Source organism: Stakelama flava (genome assembly GCF_019351405.1).
In the GTDB taxonomy this organism is placed as follows: Bacteria; Pseudomonadota; Alphaproteobacteria; order Sphingomonadales; family Sphingomonadaceae; genus Sphingomonas; species Sphingomonas flava_A.
This window is the reverse complement of the sequence record NZ_JAHWZX010000024.1, coordinates 1-23,828: the sequence shown is the minus strand read 5'-3', so window position 1 is coordinate 23,828 and position 23,828 is coordinate 1. Positions and strand designations below refer to the sequence as shown.

General features: G+C 61.4%; 23 protein-coding genes and 3 pseudogenes. 15 read left to right on the top strand and 11 right to left on the bottom strand.

Annotated features, from left to right (window positions below; genetic code table 11):
* Positions 1–131 precede the first annotated feature (131 nt).
* Positions 132–362 carry an Arm DNA-binding domain-containing protein gene (locus KY084_RS15930; protein ID WP_343228044.1) on the top strand — a complete coding sequence of 77 codons (231 nt, stop codon included), beginning with the start codon at positions 132–134 and terminating at the stop codon, positions 360–362.
* A 67-nt stretch (positions 363–429) separates the two neighbouring features.
* Here KY084_RS15930 and KY084_RS15925 read toward each other — a convergent pair whose 3' ends face one another.
* On the bottom strand, positions 430–1,101 hold the full coding sequence (locus KY084_RS15925) for a glutathione S-transferase family protein (protein ID WP_219239441.1): 672 nt from the start codon (positions 1,099–1,101) through the stop codon (positions 430–432).
* A gap of 138 nt (positions 1,102–1,239) precedes the next feature.
* The gene (locus KY084_RS15920) at positions 1,240–1,614 is read right to left on the bottom strand and encodes a DUF427 domain-containing protein (protein ID WP_219239440.1); all 375 of its coding nucleotides are present in this window, start codon (positions 1,612–1,614) and stop codon (positions 1,240–1,242) included.
* Positions 1,615–1,704: 90 nt separating this feature from the next.
* Here KY084_RS15920 and KY084_RS15915 point away from each other — a divergent pair, with 90 nt between their 5' ends.
* From KY084_RS15915 to KY084_RS16730, 3 genes are all read left to right on the top strand, one after another.
* On the top strand, positions 1,705–2,619 hold the full coding sequence (locus KY084_RS15915) for a LysR family transcriptional regulator (protein WP_219239439.1): 915 nt from the start codon (positions 1,705–1,707) through the stop codon (positions 2,617–2,619).
* Between the two features lie 580 nt (positions 2,620–3,199).
* Positions 3,200–3,967, top strand: a complete 768-nt coding sequence (locus tag KY084_RS15910; protein WP_219239438.1) for an SDR family NAD(P)-dependent oxidoreductase — start codon at positions 3,200–3,202, stop codon at positions 3,965–3,967.
* Between the two features lie 113 nt (positions 3,968–4,080).
* Entirely contained in the window at positions 4,081–4,704 is a 624-nt protein-coding gene (locus tag KY084_RS16730; RefSeq protein WP_219239437.1) for a glutathione S-transferase family protein, read from the top strand.
* A 162-nt stretch (positions 4,705–4,866) separates the two neighbouring features.
* Here KY084_RS16730 and KY084_RS15900 read toward each other — a convergent pair whose 3' ends face one another.
* The 3 genes from KY084_RS15900 to KY084_RS15890 form a co-directional block, all read right to left on the bottom strand.
* A complete protein-coding gene (locus KY084_RS15900; protein ID WP_219239436.1) occupies positions 4,867–5,316 on the bottom strand; it encodes a PaaI family thioesterase in 450 nt (149 codons plus the stop codon).
* Between the two features lie 283 nt (positions 5,317–5,599).
* Positions 5,600–6,130 (bottom strand): TolC family protein, encoded by a 531-nt coding sequence (locus KY084_RS15895; RefSeq protein ID WP_343228043.1) that lies wholly within the window; start codon positions 6,128–6,130, stop codon positions 5,600–5,602.
* A 22-nt stretch (positions 6,131–6,152) separates the two neighbouring features.
* Positions 6,153–6,422 (bottom strand): hypothetical protein, encoded by a 270-nt coding sequence (locus KY084_RS15890; protein ID WP_219239434.1) that lies wholly within the window; start codon positions 6,420–6,422, stop codon positions 6,153–6,155.
* On the opposite strand from KY084_RS15890, the gene KY084_RS15885 reads away from it, so the two are divergent.
* Positions 6,421–7,011, top strand: a complete 591-nt coding sequence (locus KY084_RS15885) for a TetR/AcrR family transcriptional regulator (RefSeq protein ID WP_219239433.1) — start codon at positions 6,421–6,423, stop codon at positions 7,009–7,011. The genes KY084_RS15890 and KY084_RS15885 overlap by 2 nt on opposite strands.
* A gap of 10 nt (positions 7,012–7,021) precedes the next feature.
* Here the strand turns inward: KY084_RS15885 and KY084_RS15880 are convergent, their stop codons facing one another.
* Positions 7,022–9,487, bottom strand: a complete 2,466-nt coding sequence (locus KY084_RS15880) for a TonB-dependent receptor (protein WP_219239432.1) — start codon at positions 9,485–9,487, stop codon at positions 7,022–7,024.
* Positions 9,488–9,718: 231 nt separating this feature from the next.
* Positions 9,719–10,525, bottom strand: coding sequence for an IclR family transcriptional regulator (locus KY084_RS15875; protein ID WP_219239431.1), 807 nt, complete (start codon positions 10,523–10,525; stop codon positions 9,719–9,721).
* A gap of 329 nt (positions 10,526–10,854) precedes the next feature.
* Here KY084_RS15875 and KY084_RS15870 point away from each other — a divergent pair, with 329 nt between their 5' ends.
* The 9 genes from KY084_RS15870 to KY084_RS15830 all read left to right on the top strand — a co-directional run bounded on the left by KY084_RS15870 (position 10,855) and on the right by KY084_RS15830 (position 20,539).
* Positions 10,855–12,546: a flavin-containing monooxygenase gene (locus KY084_RS15870; RefSeq protein WP_219239430.1), complete on the top strand. Its 1,692-nt coding sequence runs from the start codon at positions 10,855–10,857 to the stop codon at positions 12,544–12,546.
* Positions 12,543–13,421, top strand: a complete 879-nt coding sequence (locus KY084_RS15865; RefSeq protein ID WP_219239429.1) for an SMP-30/gluconolactonase/LRE family protein — start codon at positions 12,543–12,545, stop codon at positions 13,419–13,421. The genes KY084_RS15870 and KY084_RS15865 overlap by 4 nt, the downstream gene beginning before the upstream one ends.
* Positions 13,422–13,455: 34 nt before the next feature.
* The gene (locus KY084_RS15860; RefSeq protein ID WP_219239428.1) at positions 13,456–14,139 is read left to right on the top strand and encodes a glutathione S-transferase family protein; all 684 of its coding nucleotides are present in this window, start codon (positions 13,456–13,458) and stop codon (positions 14,137–14,139) included.
* A 36-nt stretch (positions 14,140–14,175) separates the two neighbouring features.
* The gene (locus KY084_RS15855) at positions 14,176–14,943 is read left to right on the top strand and encodes a glutathione S-transferase C-terminal domain-containing protein (protein WP_219239427.1); all 768 of its coding nucleotides are present in this window, start codon (positions 14,176–14,178) and stop codon (positions 14,941–14,943) included.
* A 2-nt stretch (positions 14,944–14,945) separates the two neighbouring features.
* Positions 14,946–15,719, top strand: a complete 774-nt coding sequence (locus KY084_RS15850; protein ID WP_219239426.1) for an enoyl-CoA hydratase/isomerase family protein — start codon at positions 14,946–14,948, stop codon at positions 15,717–15,719.
* Between the two features lie 100 nt (positions 15,720–15,819).
* The gene (locus KY084_RS15845; RefSeq protein WP_219239425.1) at positions 15,820–17,307 is read left to right on the top strand and encodes an aldehyde dehydrogenase; all 1,488 of its coding nucleotides are present in this window, start codon (positions 15,820–15,822) and stop codon (positions 17,305–17,307) included.
* On the top strand, positions 17,307–18,569 hold the full coding sequence (locus KY084_RS15840; RefSeq protein WP_219239424.1) for a CaiB/BaiF CoA transferase family protein: 1,263 nt from the start codon (positions 17,307–17,309) through the stop codon (positions 18,567–18,569). Before KY084_RS15845 ends, KY084_RS15840 begins: the two co-directional genes overlap by 1 nt.
* Complete coding sequence (locus tag KY084_RS15835; protein WP_219239423.1) at positions 18,570–19,679, top strand: alkene reductase; 1,110 nt, start codon at positions 18,570–18,572, stop codon at positions 19,677–19,679. It abuts the gene before it with no gap.
* Positions 19,679–20,539, top strand: a complete 861-nt coding sequence (locus KY084_RS15830; protein ID WP_219239422.1) for a MaoC family dehydratase — start codon at positions 19,679–19,681, stop codon at positions 20,537–20,539. The genes KY084_RS15835 and KY084_RS15830 overlap by 1 nt, the downstream gene beginning before the upstream one ends.
* 97 nt (positions 20,540–20,636) lie before the next feature.
* Here the strand turns inward: KY084_RS15830 and KY084_RS16515 are convergent.
* The 3 genes and pseudogenes from KY084_RS16515 to KY084_RS15815 form a co-directional block, all read right to left on the bottom strand.
* Positions 20,637–20,852, bottom strand: a pseudogene (locus KY084_RS16515) (FAD-dependent oxidoreductase); the annotation flags it as partial.
* 95 nt (positions 20,853–20,947) lie between these two features.
* On the bottom strand, positions 20,948–21,700 hold the full coding sequence (locus KY084_RS15820; protein ID WP_246587285.1) for an SDR family NAD(P)-dependent oxidoreductase: 753 nt from the start codon (positions 21,698–21,700) through the stop codon (positions 20,948–20,950).
* Between the two features lie 200 nt (positions 21,701–21,900).
* A pseudogene (locus KY084_RS15815) lies at positions 21,901–22,104 on the bottom strand (P-type conjugative transfer ATPase TrbB); the annotation flags it as partial.
* A 263-nt stretch (positions 22,105–22,367) separates the two neighbouring features.
* On the opposite strand from KY084_RS15815, the pseudogene KY084_RS15810 reads away from it, so the two are divergent.
* Positions 22,368–22,644, top strand: a pseudogene (locus KY084_RS15810) (alkylphosphonate utilization protein).
* A 277-nt stretch (positions 22,645–22,921) separates the two neighbouring features.
* Here the strand turns inward: KY084_RS15810 and KY084_RS15805 are convergent.
* Positions 22,922–23,828 (bottom strand): FAD-dependent monooxygenase (locus KY084_RS15805; protein WP_219239420.1); only part of this gene is annotated, 907 nt, incomplete at its 5' end.

Sequence of the window (23,828 nt, the reverse complement as noted above, 5' to 3'; positions counted from 1 at the left end):
GGGCAGCCTCTACGCGGGACTACTGCTTCTCTTCCTCTATATAATTCTAAGCGTCGTGGGCGGCGGCACGATCCGGGGCTTTTGATGCTCACTCACCGTTCGCGCCGGAATTTGTCCACGCCGCCTAGGATATCAAAGGCTTCGGCATGAAGGTCACTTCATCCGGCGCGGCATCCTACGTCCTGCAATATCGAATGGGTGGGCGCGAATCCAAGACACGGCGGTATACAATAGGCGCACACGGTTCTCCTTGGACACCTGCTACGGCACGGGCAGAAGCTGAGCGGCTCAGTTTGCTCATTGCGCAGGGTACCGATCCCACCGACCCTGGGTTACCTCAACCCCATCGACTTCCAACGTGAAGCTGAGGTAGCCTGATTTAGCCTATCTGGGTGTCCATCAAGCCGGCAGCAGGCCACAGCCATCAGTCTACAGCTCCACGCCGACGCTCGCGAGGAAGGTGTCGAATCGGTTGTCGATCTCTTCCTTCGTTTCCGCCCAGGCCGGGACCGTTTTGAGGAGATTGTCCTGCCACGCCATGAGGTTCGGAAACTCCCGAAGCGGCGGCTTCGCGCGATCGATCTGCGAGAAGGGTGCCGCGATATCGATGTCGGCCAGGGTCAGCGCATCGCCGACCATGAACTTGCGGTCTTTTAGATGTTCGTCGAGCACCGTTGCCGCGGCGCGTATCTTGCCTTCGGCGAACGCGACGACGGCCTCGTCCTGAGGTAGGTCCATGACCGTTTTTCCGACCCGCTCGTCGAAGATGCTGGTGAAGAAGATACGCCATTGCTCACCCGACCAGAACATCCACTTGAGGATCTGGAAACGTTCCTCCTGCGTGGTTCCGGCCAGCGGCGAGTTCACCTTGTCGGCAAGATAGAGGTTGATCGCAGAGGCCTCGTAAAGAATGGTGTCGCCGTCCACCATGACTGGCGTCAGGCCGTGGGGATTGAGGTCCGACTTGAACTCGTCCGTCTGGCTTTCGCCCTTGAACAGGTCCACCTTCACGCGCTCGATCTCGATGCCCATGATCTTCGCCGCGGTCGTCACCCGGCGGAGGCTGCCTGACCCAGGGTCGCCATAGACCTTGATTGCCATCAGTTCTTCCTTTCACTCTTTAGCACTCGTCCGACCTCCAAATTGGCCATTCTATTTTCTGATTGAAGCGCGGAAAAAAGAATGCCATCCATTCTCCATGGTAATAGATACCCCTTTGGGGCTGGCCTTGCCGCGGCGTCAGTCCTTCAACTCGACCGACACCCGGTCGGTGTAGAAGGCGAGATGATCTTTAATCCCGGCAACCGCGTCGAAAGGCGCCTCGTACGTCCACGCGCTGTTCTGTCCGGTTTCGCCGAGTGCCGGTATGCTGTAATAGCTGGCGTCACCTTTGTACGGGCAATAGCTGGTGTGCTCCGAACGCTCCAGAAGCGACATGTCGACGTCTTCTCGCGGTATATAATAGACCGGCGGATACGTCGCTTCCTGGAGGATCAGGGCCGACCTGGTCCTGGCAATGCGCCGCGATCCCGCCGTGACGACGACCTCCGACGAATATGGAGCGACAGCGATGGGGTGATCGCTACCGGGGGTCAGCTTTTCTCGCTTGGTCATGATCGTTCCTTTCCGACCCTAGATCGTTGCGAGGCGGCTGCAATGTGAGTGTGCGGGGGATAATCTCTTCTATTCTTTTGGAGAATGGGCGTGGCCGACAGGATTGATGCGATGCGTATGTTCCTACGCGTCGTCGAGAGCGGAAGCTTCTCTCAAGCCGCAAGAGATCTGAACGTCAGCCAGCCTACCGTCAGCAAGCAGCTCGCCGCGCTCGAGGCACGCCTTGGGACACAGCTCCTCGCGAGGAACTCGCGGACCCTCGGCGTAACGCCGGCAGGGCAGGAATATTATGAGGCGACGGTTCGCATTCTTCAGGATTTGGACACTACCGAGGAAATGATCCTCGAAGGGCAGGCCGCCACGTCGGGGCTTGTCCGGGTAACCCTGTCGCCCGCATTCGGGCGGATGTTCGTCGTTCCCCGGCTGCCCCAGTTCAGGAGCCGTTTTCCGGATGTCTCGGTCGAAATCGAGGTGTCGGGCCGCCATGTCGATCTCATCGAGGAGGGGATCGACGTCGCGATCCGCATCGGCCGTCTTTCCGATTCCGCGCTCGTCGCCCGCCATATCGGCGATATGCGGATGATTACCTTGGCGTCGGCCGGCTATTTCGCCGAGCATGGAACACCACTTGCGGTGCAGGATCTGCCGGGCCATCAACGCATCAACTACGTGTATCAGGGCAACATCGTCGGATGGGGATTTGATGAGGATGGCCGCCAGGTCACGATCGACGGAGCCGGTATGTTCAGAACGAACGACGCCGAGAGTGTGCGAGCGGCGGTCCTCGCGGGGCTTGGCATAGCCCATCACGCCAGCTGGCTTTTCACAGACGTGTTGGCCTCCGGCGAGGTCGTGCAGGTGTTGAAGCGGCATGTGCCGCCGCCGTTCCCGATAAACGCGGTCACGGTCGCCGGGCGGCGCATGCCTTCCCGGGTGCGGCACTTCATCGACTTTCTCGCGGCGATTTGCGCCGAGGAGGCAGAGCTCAGAATTCGTGAGAAGTAGGACAGCGAAGCGGCTACTGATCGAGCGCACGATGTCCGGTGCCCCGTGACACCCCGTTGGGCGTAAGACTGGCGCGGAAAACGCAGCCCCGCGCAACCTCAAAAGCAACCATTGTCTGAGGCTCTCCGGCTCACGCGCGCGGAGGCCCTCGATAAGCTAGAGAGCTGCCGACAGTCCCTCCATCAACGGGAATGTTGATGCCAGAGATGTAGCTGCTTTCGTCGCTCACCAGGAACAGCGCGGCAGCGGTCGGGATGAACTGTCGCCTCGCCTGTTAAACCGGCAATGTTTCGGTCAACTGCTGGACTGGTAGCTCCAAGCGACCGTTGTCGAAGCTCATCTATAGCCCCGAAGAATAGATGGCATTCGCTTCGGAGCGGTTCAATCTGAAACTGGAATGCCCCAGCTCTGGCTTCGAAGATGTGCTCAGGAGCGAACGACGGCGCGCTGGCGATAGTCGCGGCGAACCTGTCGGTCGACGTCACTGCCGCGGACGCGAGCGTGCGCAGCGGGACGAAGAAACGCGCAGTCTCGACCCGAAATCACGGCGACGCGCGTTGCCGAGCGAAGGAGCTATTCTATGTCGCATAATCTCAACGGGAAAGCCGCACTCGTGACCGGAGGGTCGCGCGGAATCGGTCGCGAGATCGCCAAGCGGTTTGCCGCTGACGGTGCGACCGTCGCCGTCACATATAATGCCAACAGCACGGGTGCCGACGAGACGGTCGCGGCCATCGAGAAGGCGGGCGGGACTGCATTTGCGCTGCAGGCGGACCTCCTCGATGCCGGATCGATCCCTGACCTTTTTGAAAAGCTCGACCGCGAGCTTGCCGAGCGGAAGGGCGGCAATGCGCTCGACATCCTGGTCAACAACGCCGGAAACGAGGGTTGGGCGAACCTTTCCGATGCGACGCCCGAAGCGTGGGATGCGATCTTCGCCGTGCACGCCCGCGCGCCGTTCTTCATGGTCCAGTCGGCGCTTAGCCGTTTTTCCGATGACGCGCGCATCATCAATCTTTCGTCGGGGCTGTCCACTCGTCCGCTGCCGTCGGCGCCGGTCTATTCGGCGGCCAAGGCGGCCATCAACACCCTGACCCATGTGCTGGCCATGGAACTCGGGGCCCGCGGCATCACCGTGAACGCCGTGGCGCCGGGTTGGACGGCGACCGATATGAACACAGCCGTGCGGGAGAATGCCGACATGCTGAAAGGCATCGAGGCCGACACCGCGCTCGGCCGCTTCGGAGAAACCTCGGACATCGCGGCGGTCGTGGCGTTCCTGGCTTCCGACGACGGTCGCTGGGTCACCGGCCAAGTGATCGAAGCGAGCGGCGGCTACAGGCTCTAAGCTCGTCGTCCAGCCGAAGCTTCAGAAGGAAAGTCCACCGATATCGGGATCATCCGGGGACGCACCCGATATCCAGATCTCGCCCAGGATCATCCTCATCGGAGAAATAATCAGTGAAATATTTCTACTCCACGGAATCCAGCTCGGTTCCCGACCTGATCGCCATCGAAGAGGCCGGGCTCGCATGTGAACTGATCGAGACGAGCAAGTCCCGCAACCTCAACATCGACTTGCTGGAAAGCTTTAATCCGATGTCGCAGGTCGGAACCTTGGTCCTGGACGATGGCAGCGTTCTTACCCAGAACATCGCGATCCTCACCTATCTCGCGGACCTCGCGCCCGGGTCCGGTTTGCTGCCCGCGCCAGGCGAGCGATCCCGCTACGATGTCTTGAGCTGGCTGGCCTATAGCGTCTCCGACCTGCAAAAAGGGCTCGGCATGGGATTCCGCCGGAAGGAATTGACCTCATCCGAAGCGGCACAGGCCGAGGTGCTCGATTTTTTCACGAAGATGCTGGAGCGGTTCCTGATGCGTGTCGAGCGCAGCACAGAGACCCTGCGCTACGTAATGGGCGAGGATTTCACCATCGCCGACTGCCACCTGTATTTCACCCTGAAATTTATCAAAGTGCTGATCGGCGGCTTCGACAAATTCCCCAATACCGCTGCCTACTTCGAACGCCTGCTTGGGCGCCCCTCGGTTCAGCGGGCGAGCGCCATCAAAGGCGATAGGCCCTGAACCGTGACGCGCGGCTGACCCGGTGGGTGTTGGGACACGGCGCTTGCCTCGCCCTGACTTCCACCGGCCGAAGCCGAAGAGCAATATTATGCTGCCTCAGACACCATCGATATGGCGGCGTGACTCACGTCCAGCAGCGTCCGGTCCATCCGGCGTCGCGTCTCACCTGCTCATTACCAGCAGTGTAGATGTGGCGGTGGCGTAGAGTTTGCCGCGCTCATCCTTCAGGGTTGCTTCGGCGAAAGCCACCCGCCGGCCCATCGATATTACTGTGCCCTCGGCACGCAGCCGCCCGGTTTTCGAGGTGATCGCGCTAAGGTAGGAAATCTTGAGTTCGACCGTCGTGTAGGCCTGGTTGGCGTCGAGCTTGGAATGCACGGCGCAGCCGCACGCCGAATCGAGCAAGGTAGCGGCATATCCGCCATGGACGGTCCCGATCGGGTTGTAGGCGCGGACGTCCGGCGTACCCTCGAACGCGGAAAAACCGTCCGCCACGTCGGTCAAAGCGAATGACAGCGTATCGCCTATCGGAGCGCGACCGCCGATCGACATGAGCTTTCGCAGGGTTTCCAGCCCGGACAGCCCGGGGGCGTTTTCTTCGACGAGATTCATAATAGCTATTCCTTATGCCGACAGCGCTGGAAAGGAGCGCAACGCTCCCGGAAAGGCGCTCGGCCGCGATGCCCTTTTGCTCGTTCTCGCATCCGCTTGCCTCCACAGTGCCAACTGTTACCCCTAGCCCATCGCTTGTTTATATTATAAGCATAATACATCCAAATTGTACATCCGTGTCATGCAGGCCGAGCAGGTCAACCAGCCGTCTGGTTTGTGGATCGGATAAGCGCGGTGTTGCTGCGGAATGGCGCCGTTAACACCTCTGTATGAGGCCGGCTCTTCACCGGGGAATGGACTCTTCGTATCCGTCTTCGAGCGCGGCGACCGTCCTGTTCAATTCGCTATCGGCCACAACCGCTTCGTCAAAGCGCTGCCTTACGAGCCGAAGCAGCGCCTCCTGCCGCCCGACCTGCAGCCACGCCACCGACAGACGGGCCTGCAACCCGCGCAGTTCGAGATAGGCATCGGCGGTTTCGGCAGCGACCGAGACCTTGGCCGCCTCCTCGAGCGCGAGGGTTGCCTGAAGATCGCCGATCGCTGCCTCGACGCGACGACGGTTTCCGCCGAAGAGATCGATCTCCCACGAAGCGCGCGAGCCAAGTGTGAATTGCGTGTAGTCGGGATCGACTGTCAGGGCTCGCGTCACATGGCCGATGGACGTCTCTCGCGACTGCCGAATGGTGGTCACCTCGGCTACCGCATCGACGGCGGGTCGGAGCTCTGCCCCTGCGAGACGGGCTGCGGCACGGGATTGCTGCACCCTGGCGCGTACGATTTCGACGTCTAGATTCTCCGAGACAGCGGCGGACACGAGTTGCGAAAGAAGAGGGTCGTCAAATCCGGCCCACAAAGCGGCGGGATCCTGCTGCGGATCGATGGCCTCCGTCGAACGCGATCGTCAGCGCCTCGCGCTCGGCCACGCGGGCCAGGACAGCCTGCGCAATCAACACCGCATGGTCGGCGTCGCTGGTGATCTCGTCAAATCGGTCCGCAAGGGTCGCGACGAAGCCGGAGGCCAAGCGGTCCGGCATTCCGAGCGCTTCCGAACCAATGGCAGCTGACCGGTTTGCTTGGGAAAGCGGCCACCATACATAGGCGATCATGCGATACGACGCCAACCACAAGCATAAAACACATGACAGGCTTCTGGATGAGGCTTCGCGTCTCATCCGCACCTCCGGCCCGGAAGGGCTGAGCGTTGCCAAGGTCATGAGCGCTGCAGGCCTCACGGTCGGTGGATTCTACGCACATTTCGAATCGAAAGACGACTTGCTCAATCAGGCGGTCGAACGTGCCATCGCGGACTTCACCGGGCTGCTGTACGACGAGGCCGAGGGCATGTCGGCCGAGAAGCAATTGACCAGGATTGTACGATATTATTTGTCGGCACCGCATCGGGATACGCCGGAAAAAGGCTGCCTGCTTCCCGTGCTCGGATCGCGGATGGCGACGATGAACGAAGACGCGCGACAGGTGTTCGCCATCGCTTTCGGCAGAATGAAGGCGCGACTGGAACAATTGCTCACGCTAATGGGCCGATCCGATGCGGAAGAAGAAGCGCAATCTGCCGTGGCAGAAATGATCGGCGCCTTGACCCTTGCGCGGGCGGTTCCCGATATCGGCGCATCCGACCAAATCCTTGCAGCCTCGGTTGCCTCGATTCTCAGTCGCTTGAGCATTGCGGAGCAATGACCGTGTATCGTCATTCAAATCGCGTCCTGAAGGTCAGTCCGTAGGTTGCAGGCATCCCGGTGAGCCGTGACTGGTCGTCGCCTGTGTGGACATAGGTGGTCAGATAATATTCGTCGGTGACGTTACGTCCCCACAATTCCAGCCGGTATTTTCCGTCCTGCGTTTCAATGCCCGCGCGCAGATCGAGAGTCGCATAGGATGGCAGCGTATACGGACCGCTCACGAACGCAGGGGTGGCCTTGCTGTGATAAAGCGCGCTCGCGCCCAGGAATGCGTTGAGCCGGTCGGAGATCGGCATCACATGATCGATATTGGCCGTCACTTGCCATTTGGGAGTCAAGGGAAATGTCGAGCCCTTGATGTCCGTCGTGATGCCGACCAACCCGGGAGTCACGTAGGAGCTTAGAACCTTGGTATCGAGATAGGTTGCCGCGACGTTCACGGTCAATCCTTCGGCTGGCCGTGTCGTCAGCGAGGCTTCGAAGCCCTGGACGCGGGATTTCGGAATGCTGACCAGCGCCGGAAGGATGCCAAAGACGAAATTGTTCACATAGTCCGCAAGCTGCTTTGATCGATAGTCATAGTAGAACGCGGCTGCATCAAGTTGCAGTTCGCGGTCAAAGAATGCTGACTTGAAGCCGACTTCGTACGCGAGCACCGATTCCTGGGGGACCGGCGCAACTTGATCGACCGAGACTGCGGAAAGGTTCTCAAAGGCTCCGGCCTTATAGCCCTTCGTGATGCTGGCATACAGCATATGGTCTGAACTGGGGCGCCAAGACACGCTGCCGCGATAGGAAAAATTGTCTTCGTTCAGCTTGCGATCGATAAAGTCGTCGAAGAAGGTGAAATCGCTGTTTAGCGTGATGCATCCGCTCGCAGGGGCCACCGGGGGATTTGCAGCCCCTGTTACGAACTGAGAGATTGCCGCGAGCGTACGGGCAAAGGCGCCGTCGGATCCATAGGGATCGACCAGGCAGCCTGAATAGCTGTTGTGGCGGTCGGTGTAACGGGCTGACGCCTCGACGGTGATCTGGGGCGTCACATCGTAGGTCAGGCTTCCGAAAACCGCCGCTGTGTGGACCTTTTGCCTGGCCACGTTCAGGAAATCCTCGAAATAGAAGATCTGTCCCCCGTCGGGCAGCGGCACCCCGCCGACCTGTGTCGTCGCCCCCGCCGGAAGCGGAATCCCGGAATTCGTCGTGCGAACCGACAATCGCGCGATATCGTTGATCTTGTCATAGGCGTAATTCGCGCCGATGAGCCACTTGAGGGCATCCCCCGCCAGAGCCTGCCCGGCCATGCGCAATTCCTGCGAGAAATTGTCGAAGTTGCCCGTGACGTTGTTTCGCGCGACCGGCAAGACGGTTCCGTCCAGGTCGGTCGGACCGAATACTTCGGCATGATCGAACGCGGTGATGGACGTCAACTGGATCGCGGGCGAGAGCTGATATTCGATACGCAATGCCGCCTGGTAGAATTTGTCGTCGCGACGGTTGCTGACGCCCGGATCCCAACCGGCATGGCGGTTGTCATGCGGGGTCTGCGGATAGTTGCGCAGCGCGTCCTGCAGACTTTCGACACCTTCCACAGGAACATCGGCGCCACCGGGCACCAGCGGCGCATAGGCGGCATATTGCTTCTGCTGCATGTCGGAACGGTTGAACCAGCCGTTGAGGTTCAGTTCGATCTTGATGTCGGAATCCGGTTGCCATGCCAGGATGAGCCGCGCGGTGGAGAAGTCGCGAACACCATTTTTGTCATCGTCATAGCCGAAGAGCGACGCAGTCGGATCGGTAAAGATGCTTTCCGGCGTTGCGGAGTTCTTCTGCCACCCGCCACGGTGCTCGCTTCGGAATGCGAGCCTGGCACCAAGATTGCCTGTGATGGGCCCGCTGACGTAACCGCCTACGTCGATCTCGTCGAAGCGGCCATAGGTCAGGTCCAGGCCCGCCTCGAGGGATGGGGTGGGCTTTGCCGCCACATAGTTGATGGCCCCGCCCGTCGAATTCTGGCCGAAGAGCGTACCTTGAGGCCCCTTGAGAACCTCCACGCGTTCCGGATCAAGCGAGGCCCCCTCGGTTAACCGGGAATAGGGCAAGGGAACCTGGTCTACATATACGCTGACGTTCGGCGAGAAGGCGAGGGCCTCGACGAATCCCCCGACGCCCCGCAACGTGTAGATGGGGGCGCCGTAGTTGCTTTCGGTGAAGGTCAGGCCGGGGGTAATCTTGCCGAGGTCGGCCGTTGTCTGAATCCCGCGATCGGCCAGTTCGGGTCCCGTCGCGGCGGTGATCGAGATGGGGACTTCGCTCAACCGTTCCGCACGCTTGTTTGCGGTCACGATGATCTCATCCAGTTGGTCTGGCTGATCACCTTGAGTATCTGTTGGTACGTCCGATGTGGTTTGCGCGAATGCGGTGCCGATGGCGGCGTGGGATACGGCAATTGCGAGCGCGAGCGTGATAGCCTTCACGGAATCTCCTCCCGGGCCGAGGCCCTTCCAAACGCGACCATCTTGCGCAGTCGCTGAGGAAATCCTGTTTTAATGATCGAAGTATGACAACTGTGATGTCTAAAGCAGTATCGGAAATCACATACTTGATTTAAGAAAAGTCCAAAGTATTTATAGACATCGAACAATTCTATATCGAACCGATTTGCCAATAGGATGATCGCAAACTACCGGGTGGGGTTGTTTTGTTGCCTATGATAAGGATTCACGCAGTTCCCTGATGCTGGCTTTCATTCGGTCGAGCATTTCTTCCAGCCGTTCGGTGAGGGGCGCGATGTTTCCACCGATTGTAAAAGCGAGGGTCGTCTCGTGGCCTGTGAGGCTTGGAGGAAGCGGCATGGATAGCGATCCCGTTCCTGCGGTCACCATTTCCTTTGAGAAGAAGTATCCCTCGCGCTCGGCGCCATGAACAAACTCCAGCACTTCGGCCAGATTGATTCTTCCTACGAACGCGTCGTCTTCGGCTCGCGTCGTAAGGACGAGGCGTTTTATAAGGTTGTCGGGGGCGCTTATCAGCGTCGCGATCCCCGCCGAACTCCATACCGCGTATCTACGCAGCGCCAGGCTGACATGCGGTGTCGGCCCCTTGGCCTGGATGACGTGGAGATACCTGATATAAATGTTGTTCCGCTGCGAAAGGCTCACGACGAATCCGGTCTCTTCGGCAGTCCTTTCGAGCATGGATAGCATGGTGCCGTCCCGGAATGGTCCGGTGTCCATCCAGGCGCCGAGCATGGCGACCCGGAGCGTCGGGATATAGCTGTGGGTGGCATAGTCGATATCGAGATATCCGAGCCGCACGAGGCTATTGAGCAGCATCGAGGTTGAAGACTGGGGGATGTTGAGGCGCGAGGCGATCTCGTTGGCACGCGCGCTGCGCCGAATTTCGGCGAAAAACTCGATGATCCGCAGCGCCCTCTCAGCAGACTTGATCGCAGGTGGCAGGTCGCCTCCGATGTCCTTCGCCGGCGCAACTTCATCCTGAAAGTTGTTGGTCATGCTCTTCTCGCAACGCCAAGTGAAAAGCCGAGGGCGTTCCTCTTCCTGCGGCTGTCGTTTCGCATGATTACACGCCAGGACCAAGTCGAGGCCGCGAGGGCACAAATCAAGGATATGATTCTTTGCCAAACAGGGGGGCGCTGCATTGCTTACCGGTCCCGGCTTATACATCATCGGACTGCCTCAGACGGGATAAATATTCCGGTTTCGCAGGATGCCACGCTCGGCGCTTTGTGCCGGTGAAGCCCCATCCGCGATTGCGGGGATCGCTGAGGCAGAGACATTCCGCCAGCGACGCAAGAGCCAGGACGGATAGGAGAGGAAGACAGATGAACGCCACGAAGAATGGTTCAGTTGTGGCCGACGATACCCAGGAAGCTGATCTGGACGTCCTGATTGTGGGAGCCGGTTTTGCGGGCCTCTACCATTTGAGAAAGCTGCGCGAAGCTGGATTTCGCGTCCGCGTTCACGAGGCGGGGTCCTATCTCGGCGGGGCCTGGTACTGGAACAAATATCCCGGTGCGCGGGTCGATTCCGAAAATTCAATCTATCAGTACACGGACCCGCTACTCTGGCAGGATTTCGATTTCACGGAACGCTTTCCCGGCGGCGACGAACTGCGCAGATATTTCCAGTATGTCGACGAGAAGTTGGATCTGAGCAAGGACATCGAGTTCGACAGTCGGATCGAATCCGCGCATTTCGATGCTTCAAACGATGTCTGGACGGTCCGGACCTCCAAGGGCGAGGTCGTCAGGACGCGTTTCGTCGATCTTTGCGTCGGCCAGTCCTCCGCGGTCTACATCCCGGAGGACCTGAAGGCGACGATGGGAGAATTCGGCGGAGAAATGCACCATACGGCACTTTGGCCCGAGGACAGTGTCGAGTGGGACGGCAAGCGCGTCGCGGTGATCGGCGCCGGTGCGAGCGGCGTGCAGGTGTTCCAGGAGGTCGCCAAGAGCGCCGACCAGGTGACGATGTTTCAGCGCACGCCCAACATCGCTCTTCCCATGCAGCAACGGCCTTACAGTTCGGCCGATCAGCAGGAACTGAAAAAAGCGTATCCGGACATGCATGCTCGTCTTCCGGGCCACTATGGGGGCGCCGAATTCGACTTCATCCACCAGTCCGCGCGCGACGTGACGCCGGAGGAGCGTGAGCGGGTGTTCGAGGAACTCTGGAGCTACGGCGGCTTCCGGTTCTGGGTCGGCGGGTTCGAGGATGTCTATACTGACGAGGAAGTGAACACTTGGGTATACAACTTCTGGCGGGACAAGACCCGCGCGCGAATCAAGGACCCCGAACTTGCCGAAAAACTCGCTCCGACAAAGCCGCCGCATCCCTTCGGGACCAAACGGCCATGCCTCGAACAGTCCTATTACGATGCATTCAACCAGGATAATGTCGAACTGGTCGACCTGCGCGCTACCCCGATAAGCCGGTTTTCGAAGCACGGACTGATTACCAGCGACGGTGTAGAACGGGAGTTCGATCTCATCGTCCTGGCCACCGGGTTCGATGCCGTGACCGGGAACGTCACGCGCATCGATGTACACGGCCTTTCCGACCAGACGATCGACGACAAATGGAAGAACGGGGCAACAACCTATCTTGGCGCGATGACCGCCGGCTTCCCGAACTTCTTCTTCATGAACGGCCCGCAGAGTCTGAACGCGATCTGCGGCGGTCCGCCCTGCCAAGAGCAGTATGGCGACTGGTTCGTCGGCTGCATGAAATATATGCGTGAGCACGGCCTCACCCGGATCGAACCTCAGGAGCAGGCGGAGCGGGAATGGAGCGACCATGTGAACGCGCTTGGCGCGCAGACCCTCTTCGTTAAGGCCGATTCCTGGTACATGGCCGCGAACGTCCCGGGCAAGGCCAGGCAGATCCTCTTCTACACCGGCGGGCAGCCGATGTATTTTGGCAAGCTGCGCGAGGTCGCCGCGGCCGGCTACGACGGCTTCGACCTCAGCGGCCCCGATCAGAATTCGTCGCAGGCGATGGAAGATGCGGCATGAACGGCGAGGCCGCCATGACCGGTCCACGGCAACTTGAACTGACACGGTTCGCCGAAGGATTCCTGATCCCCGAGGGCCTGCGCTGGCGCGATGGAAGGCTTTGGATGTCCGATCTGATGGACGGGAAGGTCTTTCGGGTGGATCGCGACGGATCGAAGACGCAGCTTGCGGACTTTCCGGCGCTGGTTTCGGGGCTAGGATTCCTGCCCGATGGCACCCTCATTGCCGCTTCGATGGAGGATCGGAAGGTCTATCGGATTATCGACGGCAGGCTGGAGCTGTTCGCGGATCTTTCGGACTTCGCCACCGGTAGTCTCAACGAGCTTATCACGGACGGGTCGGGCACGACTTATGTGGGGAATTTCGGATACGACTATATGGGCGGCGCCGAGCCCAGGCCCACTCACCTTCATCTGATCTCGCCGGATGGGGATATCAGCGAGGGGCCCGGCAGCCTGATCTTTCCCAACGGCATGGTCCTCGTCGATGGCGGTCGGACGCTCGTTGTCGCGGAGACCTGGAACAAGCGTCTGACGGCGTTCGACCGTTCGGCCGACGGGCGCCTCTCGAACGCCCGGCCCTATGCAGATCTTGGAGAGCGGACCCCTGACGGCCTTTGTGTCGATGCGGAGGACGGGATCTGGATTGCGAGCTTCGAGACTGGTGAGTTCCTGCGGCTCGCCGTCAATGGCGAGATCACGCACGAAATCCGGCTGCCAGGCCACATCGCCTTCGCCTGCGCCCTGGGAGGCGACGATGGCAAGACACTTTTCGCCGGAGCCTATGACGGTTCGGTCGAACAGATTTTCGAGCGGGAATTCCGAGGCTTTGTGAGCACGGCTCGTGTCGACGTCGCAGCGGCCGCTCTGATCTGAGTTTTCCGAAAAATCAAAGCTATAGGAAAGACAAATGTCCGATCCGACCATCGACCTCTACACCGCTCCGACGCCGAACGGCTGGAAGGTCTCCGTCATGCTCGAGGAGATCGAAATGCCTTACAAGGTCCATTACATCGACCTGGCCAATAAGGAGCAGAAGGGCCCCGAATATACCGCGATCAATCCGAATGGTCGCATCCCGGCGATCGTCGACAGATCAAATGGCGACTTTCCCGTCTTCGAGACCGGCGCGATCATGCACTATCTGGCGCGCAAGACCGGGAAGCTGCTGCCTGCCGATGAAAAGGGCGAATCCCGGGTCATGCAGTGGCTGATGTTCCAGATGTCCGGCATCGGCCCGATGATGGGTCAGGCCAACGTCTTCTACCGCTACATGCCGGAAAAGGTCCCCATCGCCATTCAGCGCTATCACAACGAGTGCCGACGCCTCTTCGAGGTTCTCGACAAGCAGCTCGCGGGGCGCGAATTCATCTGCGACGAATACAGCATCGCGGACATCGCGCATTGGTGCTGGATCCGCATTCACGAGTGGACGGGTGTCAATGTGGAGGGGCTGGACAACCTCCTCGGATGGGAGGCGCGGATGGCGGCCAGGCCTGCGTGCCAGCGCGGCGTCGACGTGCCCGAGCCCAGCGGAATCCTCAATCCGACCAATGTTCATTTGCAGACCGCCAAGAGCTTGGTCCAGCGCTGAGTCTCTTTTGCGCATTCCGCGATTCTGGAGCCCACCATGTTTCGGTATCATGATTTCAAGGACGTCGCCGATGACGACGGCCTGCGGGTCGTGCTCGTCAGGGGTATGCCAAGTCCCTGGGGACAAGCGGCGAAGACAATCTTCGAGTTGAAGGGGCTGGCCTACAAGCCGATCCCGTGGGAAGTCTTTGAAGCCAACGAGGAGATTGCGGCCTGGGGTGGGACCGACAGCGCGCCGATCGTCGCGTGGCGCGACGAGAGACCGGTGCACAACTGGCTCGACATCCTCCTTCTGGCCGAGAGACTGGCGCCGACGCCATCGCTGATTCCCGACGCCATCACGCAAAAGGCGCTGATGATCGGGCTGTCGCATGAAATATGCGGTGTTGGCGGCCTCGCCTGGAACAGACGCTTCCAGCTGACCGCACCGGCGTTCGGCGGCGGCCCCGATGCGGAACCCGTCCGACGGATGGCTCTGAAGTATGGCTATCACGAGGAAGGGGTCGCGCTATCCGGCCAACGCGTCGCGAAATCGCTTCGCGCCCTGTCGGCTCAGCTGGCATCGCAGCATGCTCGGGATTCGCAATTCTTCATTGGCGATGCGCTTACCGCCCTGGACATCTACTGGACAGCCTTTCTGGTCTTCTTCCGGCCCTGGCCGGCGGCGCGTTGCGCGATGCCGGATGAGTTCAGGGATGTCTTTACGGCCTCCGACCCGCTCATCCTCGATGCGCTGGATCCGATTCTCATCGAGCATGCCGAGCGGATTTTCGCGCGCCATTTCCGCGACCCCATGGAGTTTTAAAGATGTCAGCCAGTCAGGCGCCGGGCGATATCGTGACCGAGCGGAACAACACTCTGGCCATAATCAGGCTCTGTCGTCCGCCGCACAATTTCTTCGACCTCGCCATGATCCAGGCGATCGCGGACGCGGTGGAACGGAATGATGCGGACGAAGGCGTGCGGGTCACTATCTTGGAGGCCGAAGGACGCAACTTCTGCGCCGGAGCCGACTTCACGCGGCCGCTGCCAGCCGGGGAAGGCCCAAAAGCCGTCTACGACCAGGCGGCGCGCATATTCGGACGGCGAAAGCCGATGGTCGCGTCGATCGACGGCGCCGCGGTGGGCGGCGGCCTGGGCCTGGCGCTGGCCGCAGACTTTCGGATACTCGGTGAGCGAGCGCGGCTTCACGCCAATTTTTCGGCGATAGGTCTCTACCCCGGTTTCGCGCTGACGGCCACGTTGCCGGCCCTTATCGGCGCGCAAAGTACGGCCGATCTGCTGCTCTCGTCACGCCGCGTCCTTGGTGAGGAGGCCGTCTCCCTCGGTCTGGCCGACAGGCTGGTCCCATCGGATCAGCTTTCGGATGCGGCCCGGAACTTTGGGCGTTCGATCGCGCAGAACGCGCCACTCTCTCTTCTGGCCATTCGGGCCGAACTGCCGCTCGTCCGCGAAGCGGACGCGCGGAAAGCGATGGCGCGCGAGGTCCAGTGTCAGACCGACCTCATGGCAACCGCGGACTTTCGGGAGGGGGTTCGCGCCGCCGCCGAACGCAGGACCCCGGCTTTCATCGGGGCATGACGCCGGCGGGCGCATGCCCCGCCACGCAATGAACGGCGCGCGCCGGTCGATGCCAGAGTTAGGCTGGCGGTTGGGCCGAAGCCCGCAGGAAGGAATGATTATGGACGTCGCGATCAACGAGCGGATTTCGCTCTCCAATCTCGATCGGATCTACTATGATGGACGGTGGAATGAACCCTCCTCCGACGGCAGGCTCCGTCTCGTCAATCCGGCGACGGAGGAAGCGCTTCCGTCGCCTGTGGAATCCCGCCTTACAGACGTCGAGCGCGCGATCGCGGCCGCACGCAATGCGTTCGATGCCGGGCCCTGGCCACGGATGACGCCGCAGAAGCGTGCGGACTATCTGCGGGCGATGTACGAAGCGCTGGTGAGGCGCAGCGAAGAACTGGCTCATGCCTGGACGCTGCAGATCGGAACGCCATTTGCGATGGCGCGCTCGGCAACCGATGCCGCCATCGAGCTGTTCGCCTATTATGCCACGCAGTCGACAAGTTTTCCCTGGGTCGAACAGCACGAGTCCTCATATCCCGGGCATGTCGGCATCGTCGCAAGGGAAGCGGTCGGGGTCGTCGCAGCCATCGTCCCCTGGAACGGCCCTTTGCAAATTGCCGCTGTAAAGATCGCTCCGGCGCTTCTTGCCGGATGCACCGTTATCCTGAAACCCGCCCCTGAAACACCTCTTGAAGCCTATATCCTTGCCGAGGCGGCCGAGGAGGCCGGTCTTCCCGCCGGAGTGTTCAACGTCGTGGCTGCCGACCGGGCGGCATCCGAGCTTCTCGTCACAAGCCCCGCCGTGGACAAGGTGAGCTTCACGGGAAGCTCGGCTGCCGGTCGCAGGATCGGCGCGCTGGCCGGGGGGCGCATCGCCCGCGTGACGCTCGAACTGGGCGGCAAGTCCGCGGCTGTGGTCCTCGACGACTTTCCCTTGGACGAGGCCGCCGAGATCCTGAGTCAGACGGCGATCCGGCTTTCGGGCCAGGTGTGTTCGAACCTGACGCGCGTGCTAGTCCCCGAAACTCTTCATGACCGACTCTGCGATGCGATGGTCGCACGCTTCGAGAAGGTGAAGGTCGGCGATCCCTATGACCCTTCGACCGATATGGGGCCGCTTGCGATGAAGAGGCAGCTCGACAGGGTCGAGGACTATATTCGCATCGGAAGGAAAGAAGGCGCCGCGCTGCTGACCGGAGGCGGACGGCCATCCGGCATCTACCGCGGATATTTCATCGAGCCGACGCTCATGGGCCGGGTCGACAATCGCACGACAATCGCCCGCGAGGAAATCTTCGGTCCCGTCATATGCGCCATACCGTATAAGAACGTGGACCACGCGGTGTCGCTGGCGAACGATTCACAGTTCGGTCTTGGCGGCGCCGTGTTCACGCGCGATGCCGATGCCGCCTATCGCATCGCCCGCGGCATCCGGACCGGTACGATCGGTCAGAACGGCTCGCGCACCGATCTCGGGATCGGATATGGAGGGTTCAAGCAGTCGGGCGTGGGCCGGGAGGGCGGCATCCAGGGAATCCACAATTATGTGGAGAGCAAGACGATTGTGCTGACCGGCCTGCCGGCGGCGGTGAAGTGATGGAGGATCCCAAGGCTCGCGATTTCGACAGCGCATCAAGGTCGCAGAACCGATTGCTTGAGGGCGTGCGCATCCTCGACCTGACAACGGTCATCATGGGGCCGTATGCCACGCACATCCTGGCCGACCTGGGCGCGGACGTAATCAAGATCGAGCCGCCTGCCGGGGACTCGGCGCGACAGCATCCTCCCCACGGCGCGCCGGGGCTGCCCGGCATCTTCATGAACCTCAACCGCAACAAGCGCAGCGTGGTTCTCGACCTCAAGACCCCTGAGGGTCGCCATGCCCTCGACCGGCTGATCGCCACATGCGACGTTCTGGTCCACAATCTGCGGGCCCATGTAATGGAGAGGCTGGGGTTCGACTATCAGCACTGCAGCTCGATAAAGCCCGACATCATCTACTGCGCGGCCTACGGGTTCGGTGCCGCAGGCCCCTATGGGTCTCTTCCGGCCTATGACGACCTCATTCAGGCTGCCTCCGGTTTTTCGGCACTCTCCACCCCAATCACGGGCAGCCCCTCCTATGCCCCTGCCGTCATCTTCGACAAGATCTCCGGCCAGGCGATCGCGAATGCCATTCTTGCCGCCCTGTTCGATCGTGCCCGCACCGGTCTCGGACAGGACATTGAAGTGCCGATGTTCGAGACGGCGATAGAGTTCAACCTGATGGAGGCTTTTGCCGGGGCGGCATTTGTGCCTCCCAAGGGGAAGCCCGGCTATACCCGGATTCAGATCCCCGAGCGCCGGCCCTTCAGAACGGCCGATGGCTATGCCTGCATCATGCCCTATTCGGACGCGAACTGGCAGGACTTCTTTACGTTTGCTGGACGCAGCGAACTGATCGGCGACCCGAGATATATGCGGTTGGAAGATCGATCTTCCCAGTTCTCCTTCCTGTACGGCCTTATCGAGCAGACCGCGCCGCTCCACTCCACCGAGGAATGGCGGGTATTTTGCGGGGTCCACAACATTCCCTTCATGCCGATGATCGATTTGGAAAACATCTTCGACGATCCGCATGTGCGAGAGGTGGGGTTATTTGAAACCGTGGAGCATCCGCACGCCGGTGCCTACAGAGCGATACAGCGACCGACCCGGTACGGTTCCGCTGACTTCGAACTGAAGCGGCACGCACCGTTGCTGGGCGAGCACACGGAGGAGGTGCTTGCCGATCTCGACCAGCGGGCTGGAGCGAGCCGGGAACCGGTGGCGGACCTTCCGGATCCTCGCCCTCACACGCGCACCGGACATGGGGTATAGATGACGGAACGACCTTTGGAGCCGCTTTTCCGGCCCTATCATCTAGGACCGCTCGCGCTCCCCAACCGCATCGTGATGGCTCCGATGACGCGCTGGCGCTGCGGCCCGGGCGGGGTTCCTCATCCCCTGGCCGCCGAATATTATTCGCAGCGGGCCTCGGCGGGCCTGATCGTGACCGAGGGCAGCCAAATCTCTGCGGAGGGGCAGGGATATCCGGACACGCCCGGCATATATTCGGAAGAACAGGTCGCAGGATGGGCCGAGGTGACGCGCCGTGTCCATGATGCCGGAGGCCGCATCTTTCTGCAACTATGGCACACCGGACGCATCGACTATGTCTCGAAAAAGCTCGGGCTTCCGATCCCCGTCGCGCCCTCACCCCTGCCCGCCAGCGAGGTGAGAATGCCGATTGACGGCGTGCCGACGGCTCCGCTCGAGCCAAGGGCGCTCCGCGCCGAAGAGATACCGGGAATCGTCGACGATTATCGGAGCGCCGCGCGCAACGCCCTGCGGGCGGGCTTCGACGGCGTGGAGATCCACGCGGCAAGCGGCTATCTGCTCGACCAGTTCGCCAAATCCGGGATGAACCGGAGGAATGATGCATATGGCGGATCGATGGAGAACCGATCGCGCCTCATGCTGGAGGTTGCTGCCGCCGTCGCCGCCGAGGTCGGCGCCGACCGGACCGGGATCCGCATCTCGCCGGTCAATCCTTCGAACGACAGTTTCGACGAAGACCCGCAGGCGCTGTTCGAGTTGATCGCAGCGGGTCTGGATGATCTGTCGCTGCTGTATCTCCATGTCGTGGAAGGCACGTCCATGGGGGATAGAAGCGAACCGGCCTTCGACTATGCCCGGCTGCGGGCGATATTCCGCGGCACCTATATTGGGGCGAACGGCATATCCGCCGAAAAGGCGGCATCCGAACTGCGCGACGGTCGCGCCGATCTGGTCGCCTTCGGCCGCAGCTTCATCGCGAACCCCGATCTGGTGGACAGGCTGCGAACCGGTGCTCCCATGTCGGAACTCGATAAGTCGACGATTTTCGGCGGAGGCGCGCAAGGATATACGGACTATCCCGTGGCGGATATGGCGGCGGGAGCGGGCTGATGGCGATCGACTATGATGCGGCCATGGCGCTCGAGAATCTCGGCCAGCCCTTCAGCTGGAGCGATCGCGAGGTTATGCTCTACGCACTCGGCGTGGGAATGGGCGAGAACCCGCTGGATCTCGACGAACTGGCCTTCGTCAACGAAGGCTATCTCGATCCGCGCGAGCTGAAGGTTCTGCCGACGTTCGCGACGGTCGCTGCCTGGACCGCGAGCCCGGGGCATATTGACCTGCAGCGACACCTGACGGTCGATGGCGAACGCATGATCGAATTCCACGCGCCGCTGCCGGCGTCGGCGGATGTTCTTGCCGATTCGTTCGTGGCCAGCATCTTCGACAAGGGCGAGGACAAGGGTGCGGTCATCACGCGTCGTACATTGTTGCGCGCTCTCGACGGCCGTCTGCTCACGACGATAGCGGCGTCGCAGTTCGCTCGGGGCGACGGTGGGTTTGGCGGGCCGTCCGGAACGCCGAATCCCCACCATCCGATGCCGGACCGATCTCCCGACCATGTCATCACGCTGAAGACGCGTCCCGGTCAGGCGCTGCTCTACCGCCTGAGCGGGGACAGGAACCCTTTGCACAGTGATCCCGCCTTCGCGCGCCGTGCGGGTTTCGACAGACCGATAATGCACGGCATGTGTACGTTCGGAATGGCGTGCCGTGCGATATTACGCACCTACGCCGATTTCGACCCGCTCGCCTTTGTCAGGATGGGCGTGCGATTCTCCGCGCCGGTGTTTCCCGGCGAGAGTATCTCGTTCGCACTGTGGAAGGACGGCGACGTCGTTTCGTTCGAAGCGCAGGTCGAAGCCCGGGCGGTTACCGTGGTCAGGCAGGGACTGGCGGTACTGCGCTGAGATACTCGCATATCGGCAGGGTCAATGCATCAGCACCAGCTCTTCCGCCATAGGGGGGTGCAGCGCTATCGTCGCTTCGAACGCGGCCCTTGTCAGCCCATCCAAACCGCCGGGCATCGCGGATGTCTTCGGCGAAGTGCGCGCAGTGCACGAGCAGCTTTTTTGGGACGCAGCCTCGGATTACGGAGGTTCCGCGGAAGCGGAATTCTTCTGCGAGCGCTACGCGCGCGCCATGCGCCGCCGCCACGCGTGCCGCCCTGAGGCGGCCGGATCCGGCGCCAATAACGAAGAGATCGAAGTCGTGTGGCAACATCGTGCGTCCTTATTTGTGAGGATTGGCTGTCTGCATGGGTATGGCCCGAATGCGGGACCGAAGTAGCGCGAAGGATGGATCGGTGGCCCGCATGGTCAGATTTGCCCGATGCCCCCATCGACCGCCAATGCCGAACCGGTCATGTAGCTGCTGTCGTCCGTGGCGAGGAAAAGTGCGCAACGCGCGATTTCCTCCGCCGAACTGATCCGGGCCATGGGTATTCTTGGGATTAGGGCATCGAATACCTCCGGATTGGATCCGGGAGCGACGCCGGCATCTTCGAGCAGCGGCGTGTCGACCCCGCCGGGAAGCAGCGCGTTGACGCGGATTCCGCGGTTGGCGAGTTCGACCGTCCAATTCCGCGCGAGGGATCTCACCGCCGCCTTCGTCGCTCCGTAGGCGGTGTAGCCGGGCGCGCCCATCTCCGACATGCACGAACTCATGAGGATGATCGAGGCGCCGTCCGCCAGGATCGGAAGGGCTTTCTGCACGCCGAACACCACCGCCTTGAAGTTCGTGGCGAACTGCCTATCGAACACCGCCTCGGTGATCGTTCCCAGAGACTGGGTCGTGATAATCCCGGCATTGGGAAACAGGATGTCGAGCTGACCCCAACGACGCTTCGCAAGCTCCATGACTTCGTCCAGGTCGGCCATCTTCGTCACATCGGCGTGAATCGCTGTGCAGCGCGATCCGATTTCCCGTTCCAGCGCCTGCAACCATGGCAGCGGCTTGCGATCGACCATGATGACCTCGGCCCCCTCCTTGACGAACAGACGCGCGGTCGCCAACCCGATCCCGCTTCCGGCACCGGTGATGAGGGCGCGTTTTCCTTTCAGCCGTTGCAATATTTCCTCTCCCATATTCTTGTCTGGGGATCGCCGGAGGCGGACCCCACAGCACGCCGTATTTTGGGTGCGCCGCATCTGGAGCGCCCCGCGATTCCAGATTGGGCCATCTGGCCGAGATCACTCAATCGACGGATAAACATATCAAGTTTGTGATTTTCCGGCCTGGCGAATGGCCGGGTTCCCGGATGCGCCGCCCCGACGCGCTCGCCATCCGCTGGTGACAGTCGCTCCCCCGTATCGGCCAGCCCTTCGGACAGGCGGTCGATCCAGATGCGCCCGTCCGGGTTCAGCATCACCTCGACGGTGGCCGCGTCTTCCAGAAACCGCGCGATCGCTGCGCCCAGCGCGGTGCGCAGCATCCGCGCGCCGCGTGCCAGTCCTTCCCGATGCGAACCTGTCATGCTGTCCCCGTCAGCCGGGAACGGATCATTTGCGTCCCGGAAGGGGGGCGTTTACAAATGCAGGAAATCCAGGCCGTTCAACAGAATTCGGTCGTAGTAGGGCGCCAGCGCAGACAAAGAAACGAACGGCGGCCTGGCATTAAAACCCAATCGATGGCCGGCCTGCAACGCGACCTGCCGGCCCGTCACCTGCTCCCGCATGGAATGGAGTATGGGGCTGTCGATCGGGACAAGCGAACAGGAAGTGACATGTCGGACGACGAATATGTCTCGGCGAGTGGTTTCCGGCCGCCGAACTGACGGCTAGGCGCGAGCGCGACGAGCAGGTGGAGGTTCGCGATGCGGTCGGCAATCTGTTGGCCGACGGCGATCAGGTCACGCTCGTCAAGGATCTCGAGGTCAAGGGCGCCGGCCAGACGCTTCGGCGCGGTACGCTCATCAAATCGATTCGGCTGAACCGACGATCCGCAGGAGATCGACTGCAAATACGAAGGCATCAAGGGCCTCGTCCTTCGCGCCGAGTTCGTCCGCAAGCGCTGATGGCCCGCCCCAAACCGACCATCCCGCCGAAGGACGAGATACTGGCGCTGGTCGATGCGGATGGCCGGTTGGAGGTACGTGTATCGCCCGGCGCATCTGCCGATGCGATCGCGCTTCCTGGGGCAAACGGACGTTGGAGGGCGGAATCAGACAACCTGGAATCTGCCCTTCGTTAATTGGTATCCAGAGCGTCCGCCTTGTGCCTTCGTCTCGGTCATCAGGTCTCTATAAGCGGCGGCGAACGGCAGTGCACCTCCCGGTCAGCCGCCGCTTCGCATCAACCATAGCCCGGTATGATCGCGAGTGCTCGCTCCAAGTCGCGGGTCGCCACGATCGCAGCCAGATAGCCGTCGGGACGGATAAGCGCCCACTGACCTGCTGCCAGCCCATAGGCGTCTGCGACATGCCCCCCGTCATCGACAATGTCTCCGCGCTCGCCGACGGTGACGATGCGGAGATTCTTGCGCGGTGCAGGCCGCTCTTCGACGTCATACCCCAGTAATGTCCAGTGCGGTCCTCGAAACTGGTCGAACAGCCGGGTGGGCTGTCCCGCCCGGCCCCGACAGGATGCGTCAGGCGCGCGATCGCTCGCCTGCACCCGCGCCGTGCCGATCGAATCGGGCAATGTCAGCGATGATCCGCGATATCCAAGATCGAGTTGGCGCACCTCGCGGTTACGCTGCATCGCCCCCTTTCTGGCTTCGTCAAGCAGGCGGGTCGACAGGCCGAGCATCTCCGCCGCGACCGGTCGTCGTTCCTCCTCATAGGTGTCGAGCAAAGCGGCGGGAGCGGAATCGAGCACAGCGGCGAGCTTCCAGCCGAGATTGTAGGCATCCTGCACGCTTGTGTTAAGTCCTTGTCCGCCGGTCGGCGGATGGATGTGCGCGGCATCGCCGGCCAGGAAGACGCGCCCAACGCGATAGCGCTCGGCAAGACGCGCGTTCATCGAATAGACCGACGCCCACGAAATCGCGTGGATGGCGATGTCAGCAAGGCCCGTCCGCTCCGCGATCAAGGCGGTCAGCGCGGCCGGCGAGAGATCCAGCTCGCCTTCGGGCGGCACCGGCCCCTGAATCTGGAAAAGATCCGTGCCCGCCAGCGGGCAGATCATCACCATGCTCGCATCGGTGCCGAGCTGGAAGCGATGCCACGCCGTGCGGTCGAGACCATCGAGCCTAACATCA

Excerpts from the sequence above, each read along its gene's own strand:
- KY084_RS15925 (WP_219239441.1), bottom strand. The coding sequence starts at position 1,101 with ATGGCAATCAAGGTCTATGGCGACCCTGGGTCAGGCAGCCTCCGCCGG.
- KY084_RS15920 (WP_219239440.1), bottom strand. The coding sequence starts at position 1,614 with ATGACCAAGCGAGAAAAGCTGACCCCCGGTAGCGATCACCCCATCGCT.
- KY084_RS15910 (WP_219239438.1), top strand. The coding sequence starts at position 3,200 with ATGTCGCATAATCTCAACGGGAAAGCCGCACTCGTGACCGGAGGGTCG.
- KY084_RS15900 (WP_219239436.1), bottom strand. The coding sequence starts at position 5,316 with ATGAATCTCGTCGAAGAAAACGCCCCCGGGCTGTCCGGGCTGGAAACC.
- KY084_RS15885 (WP_219239433.1), top strand. The coding sequence starts at position 6,421 with ATGCGATACGACGCCAACCACAAGCATAAAACACATGACAGGCTTCTG.
- KY084_RS15890 (WP_219239434.1), bottom strand. The coding sequence starts at position 6,422 with ATGATCGCCTATGTATGGTGGCCGCTTTCCCAAGCAAACCGGTCAGCT.
- KY084_RS15875 (WP_219239431.1), bottom strand. The coding sequence starts at position 10,525 with ATGACCAACAACTTTCAGGATGAAGTTGCGCCGGCGAAGGACATCGGA.
- KY084_RS15870 (WP_219239430.1), top strand. The coding sequence starts at position 10,855 with ATGAACGCCACGAAGAATGGTTCAGTTGTGGCCGACGATACCCAGGAA.
- KY084_RS15865 (WP_219239429.1), top strand. The coding sequence starts at position 12,543 with ATGAACGGCGAGGCCGCCATGACCGGTCCACGGCAACTTGAACTGACA.
- KY084_RS15860 (WP_219239428.1), top strand. The coding sequence starts at position 13,456 with ATGTCCGATCCGACCATCGACCTCTACACCGCTCCGACGCCGAACGGC.
- KY084_RS15855 (WP_219239427.1), top strand. The coding sequence starts at position 14,176 with ATGTTTCGGTATCATGATTTCAAGGACGTCGCCGATGACGACGGCCTG.
- KY084_RS15850 (WP_219239426.1), top strand. The coding sequence starts at position 14,946 with ATGTCAGCCAGTCAGGCGCCGGGCGATATCGTGACCGAGCGGAACAAC.
- KY084_RS15845 (WP_219239425.1), top strand. The coding sequence starts at position 15,820 with ATGGACGTCGCGATCAACGAGCGGATTTCGCTCTCCAATCTCGATCGG.
- KY084_RS15840 (WP_219239424.1), top strand. The coding sequence starts at position 17,307 with ATGGAGGATCCCAAGGCTCGCGATTTCGACAGCGCATCAAGGTCGCAG.
- KY084_RS15835 (WP_219239423.1), top strand. The coding sequence starts at position 18,570 with ATGACGGAACGACCTTTGGAGCCGCTTTTCCGGCCCTATCATCTAGGA.
- KY084_RS15830 (WP_219239422.1), top strand. The coding sequence starts at position 19,679 with ATGGCGATCGACTATGATGCGGCCATGGCGCTCGAGAATCTCGGCCAG.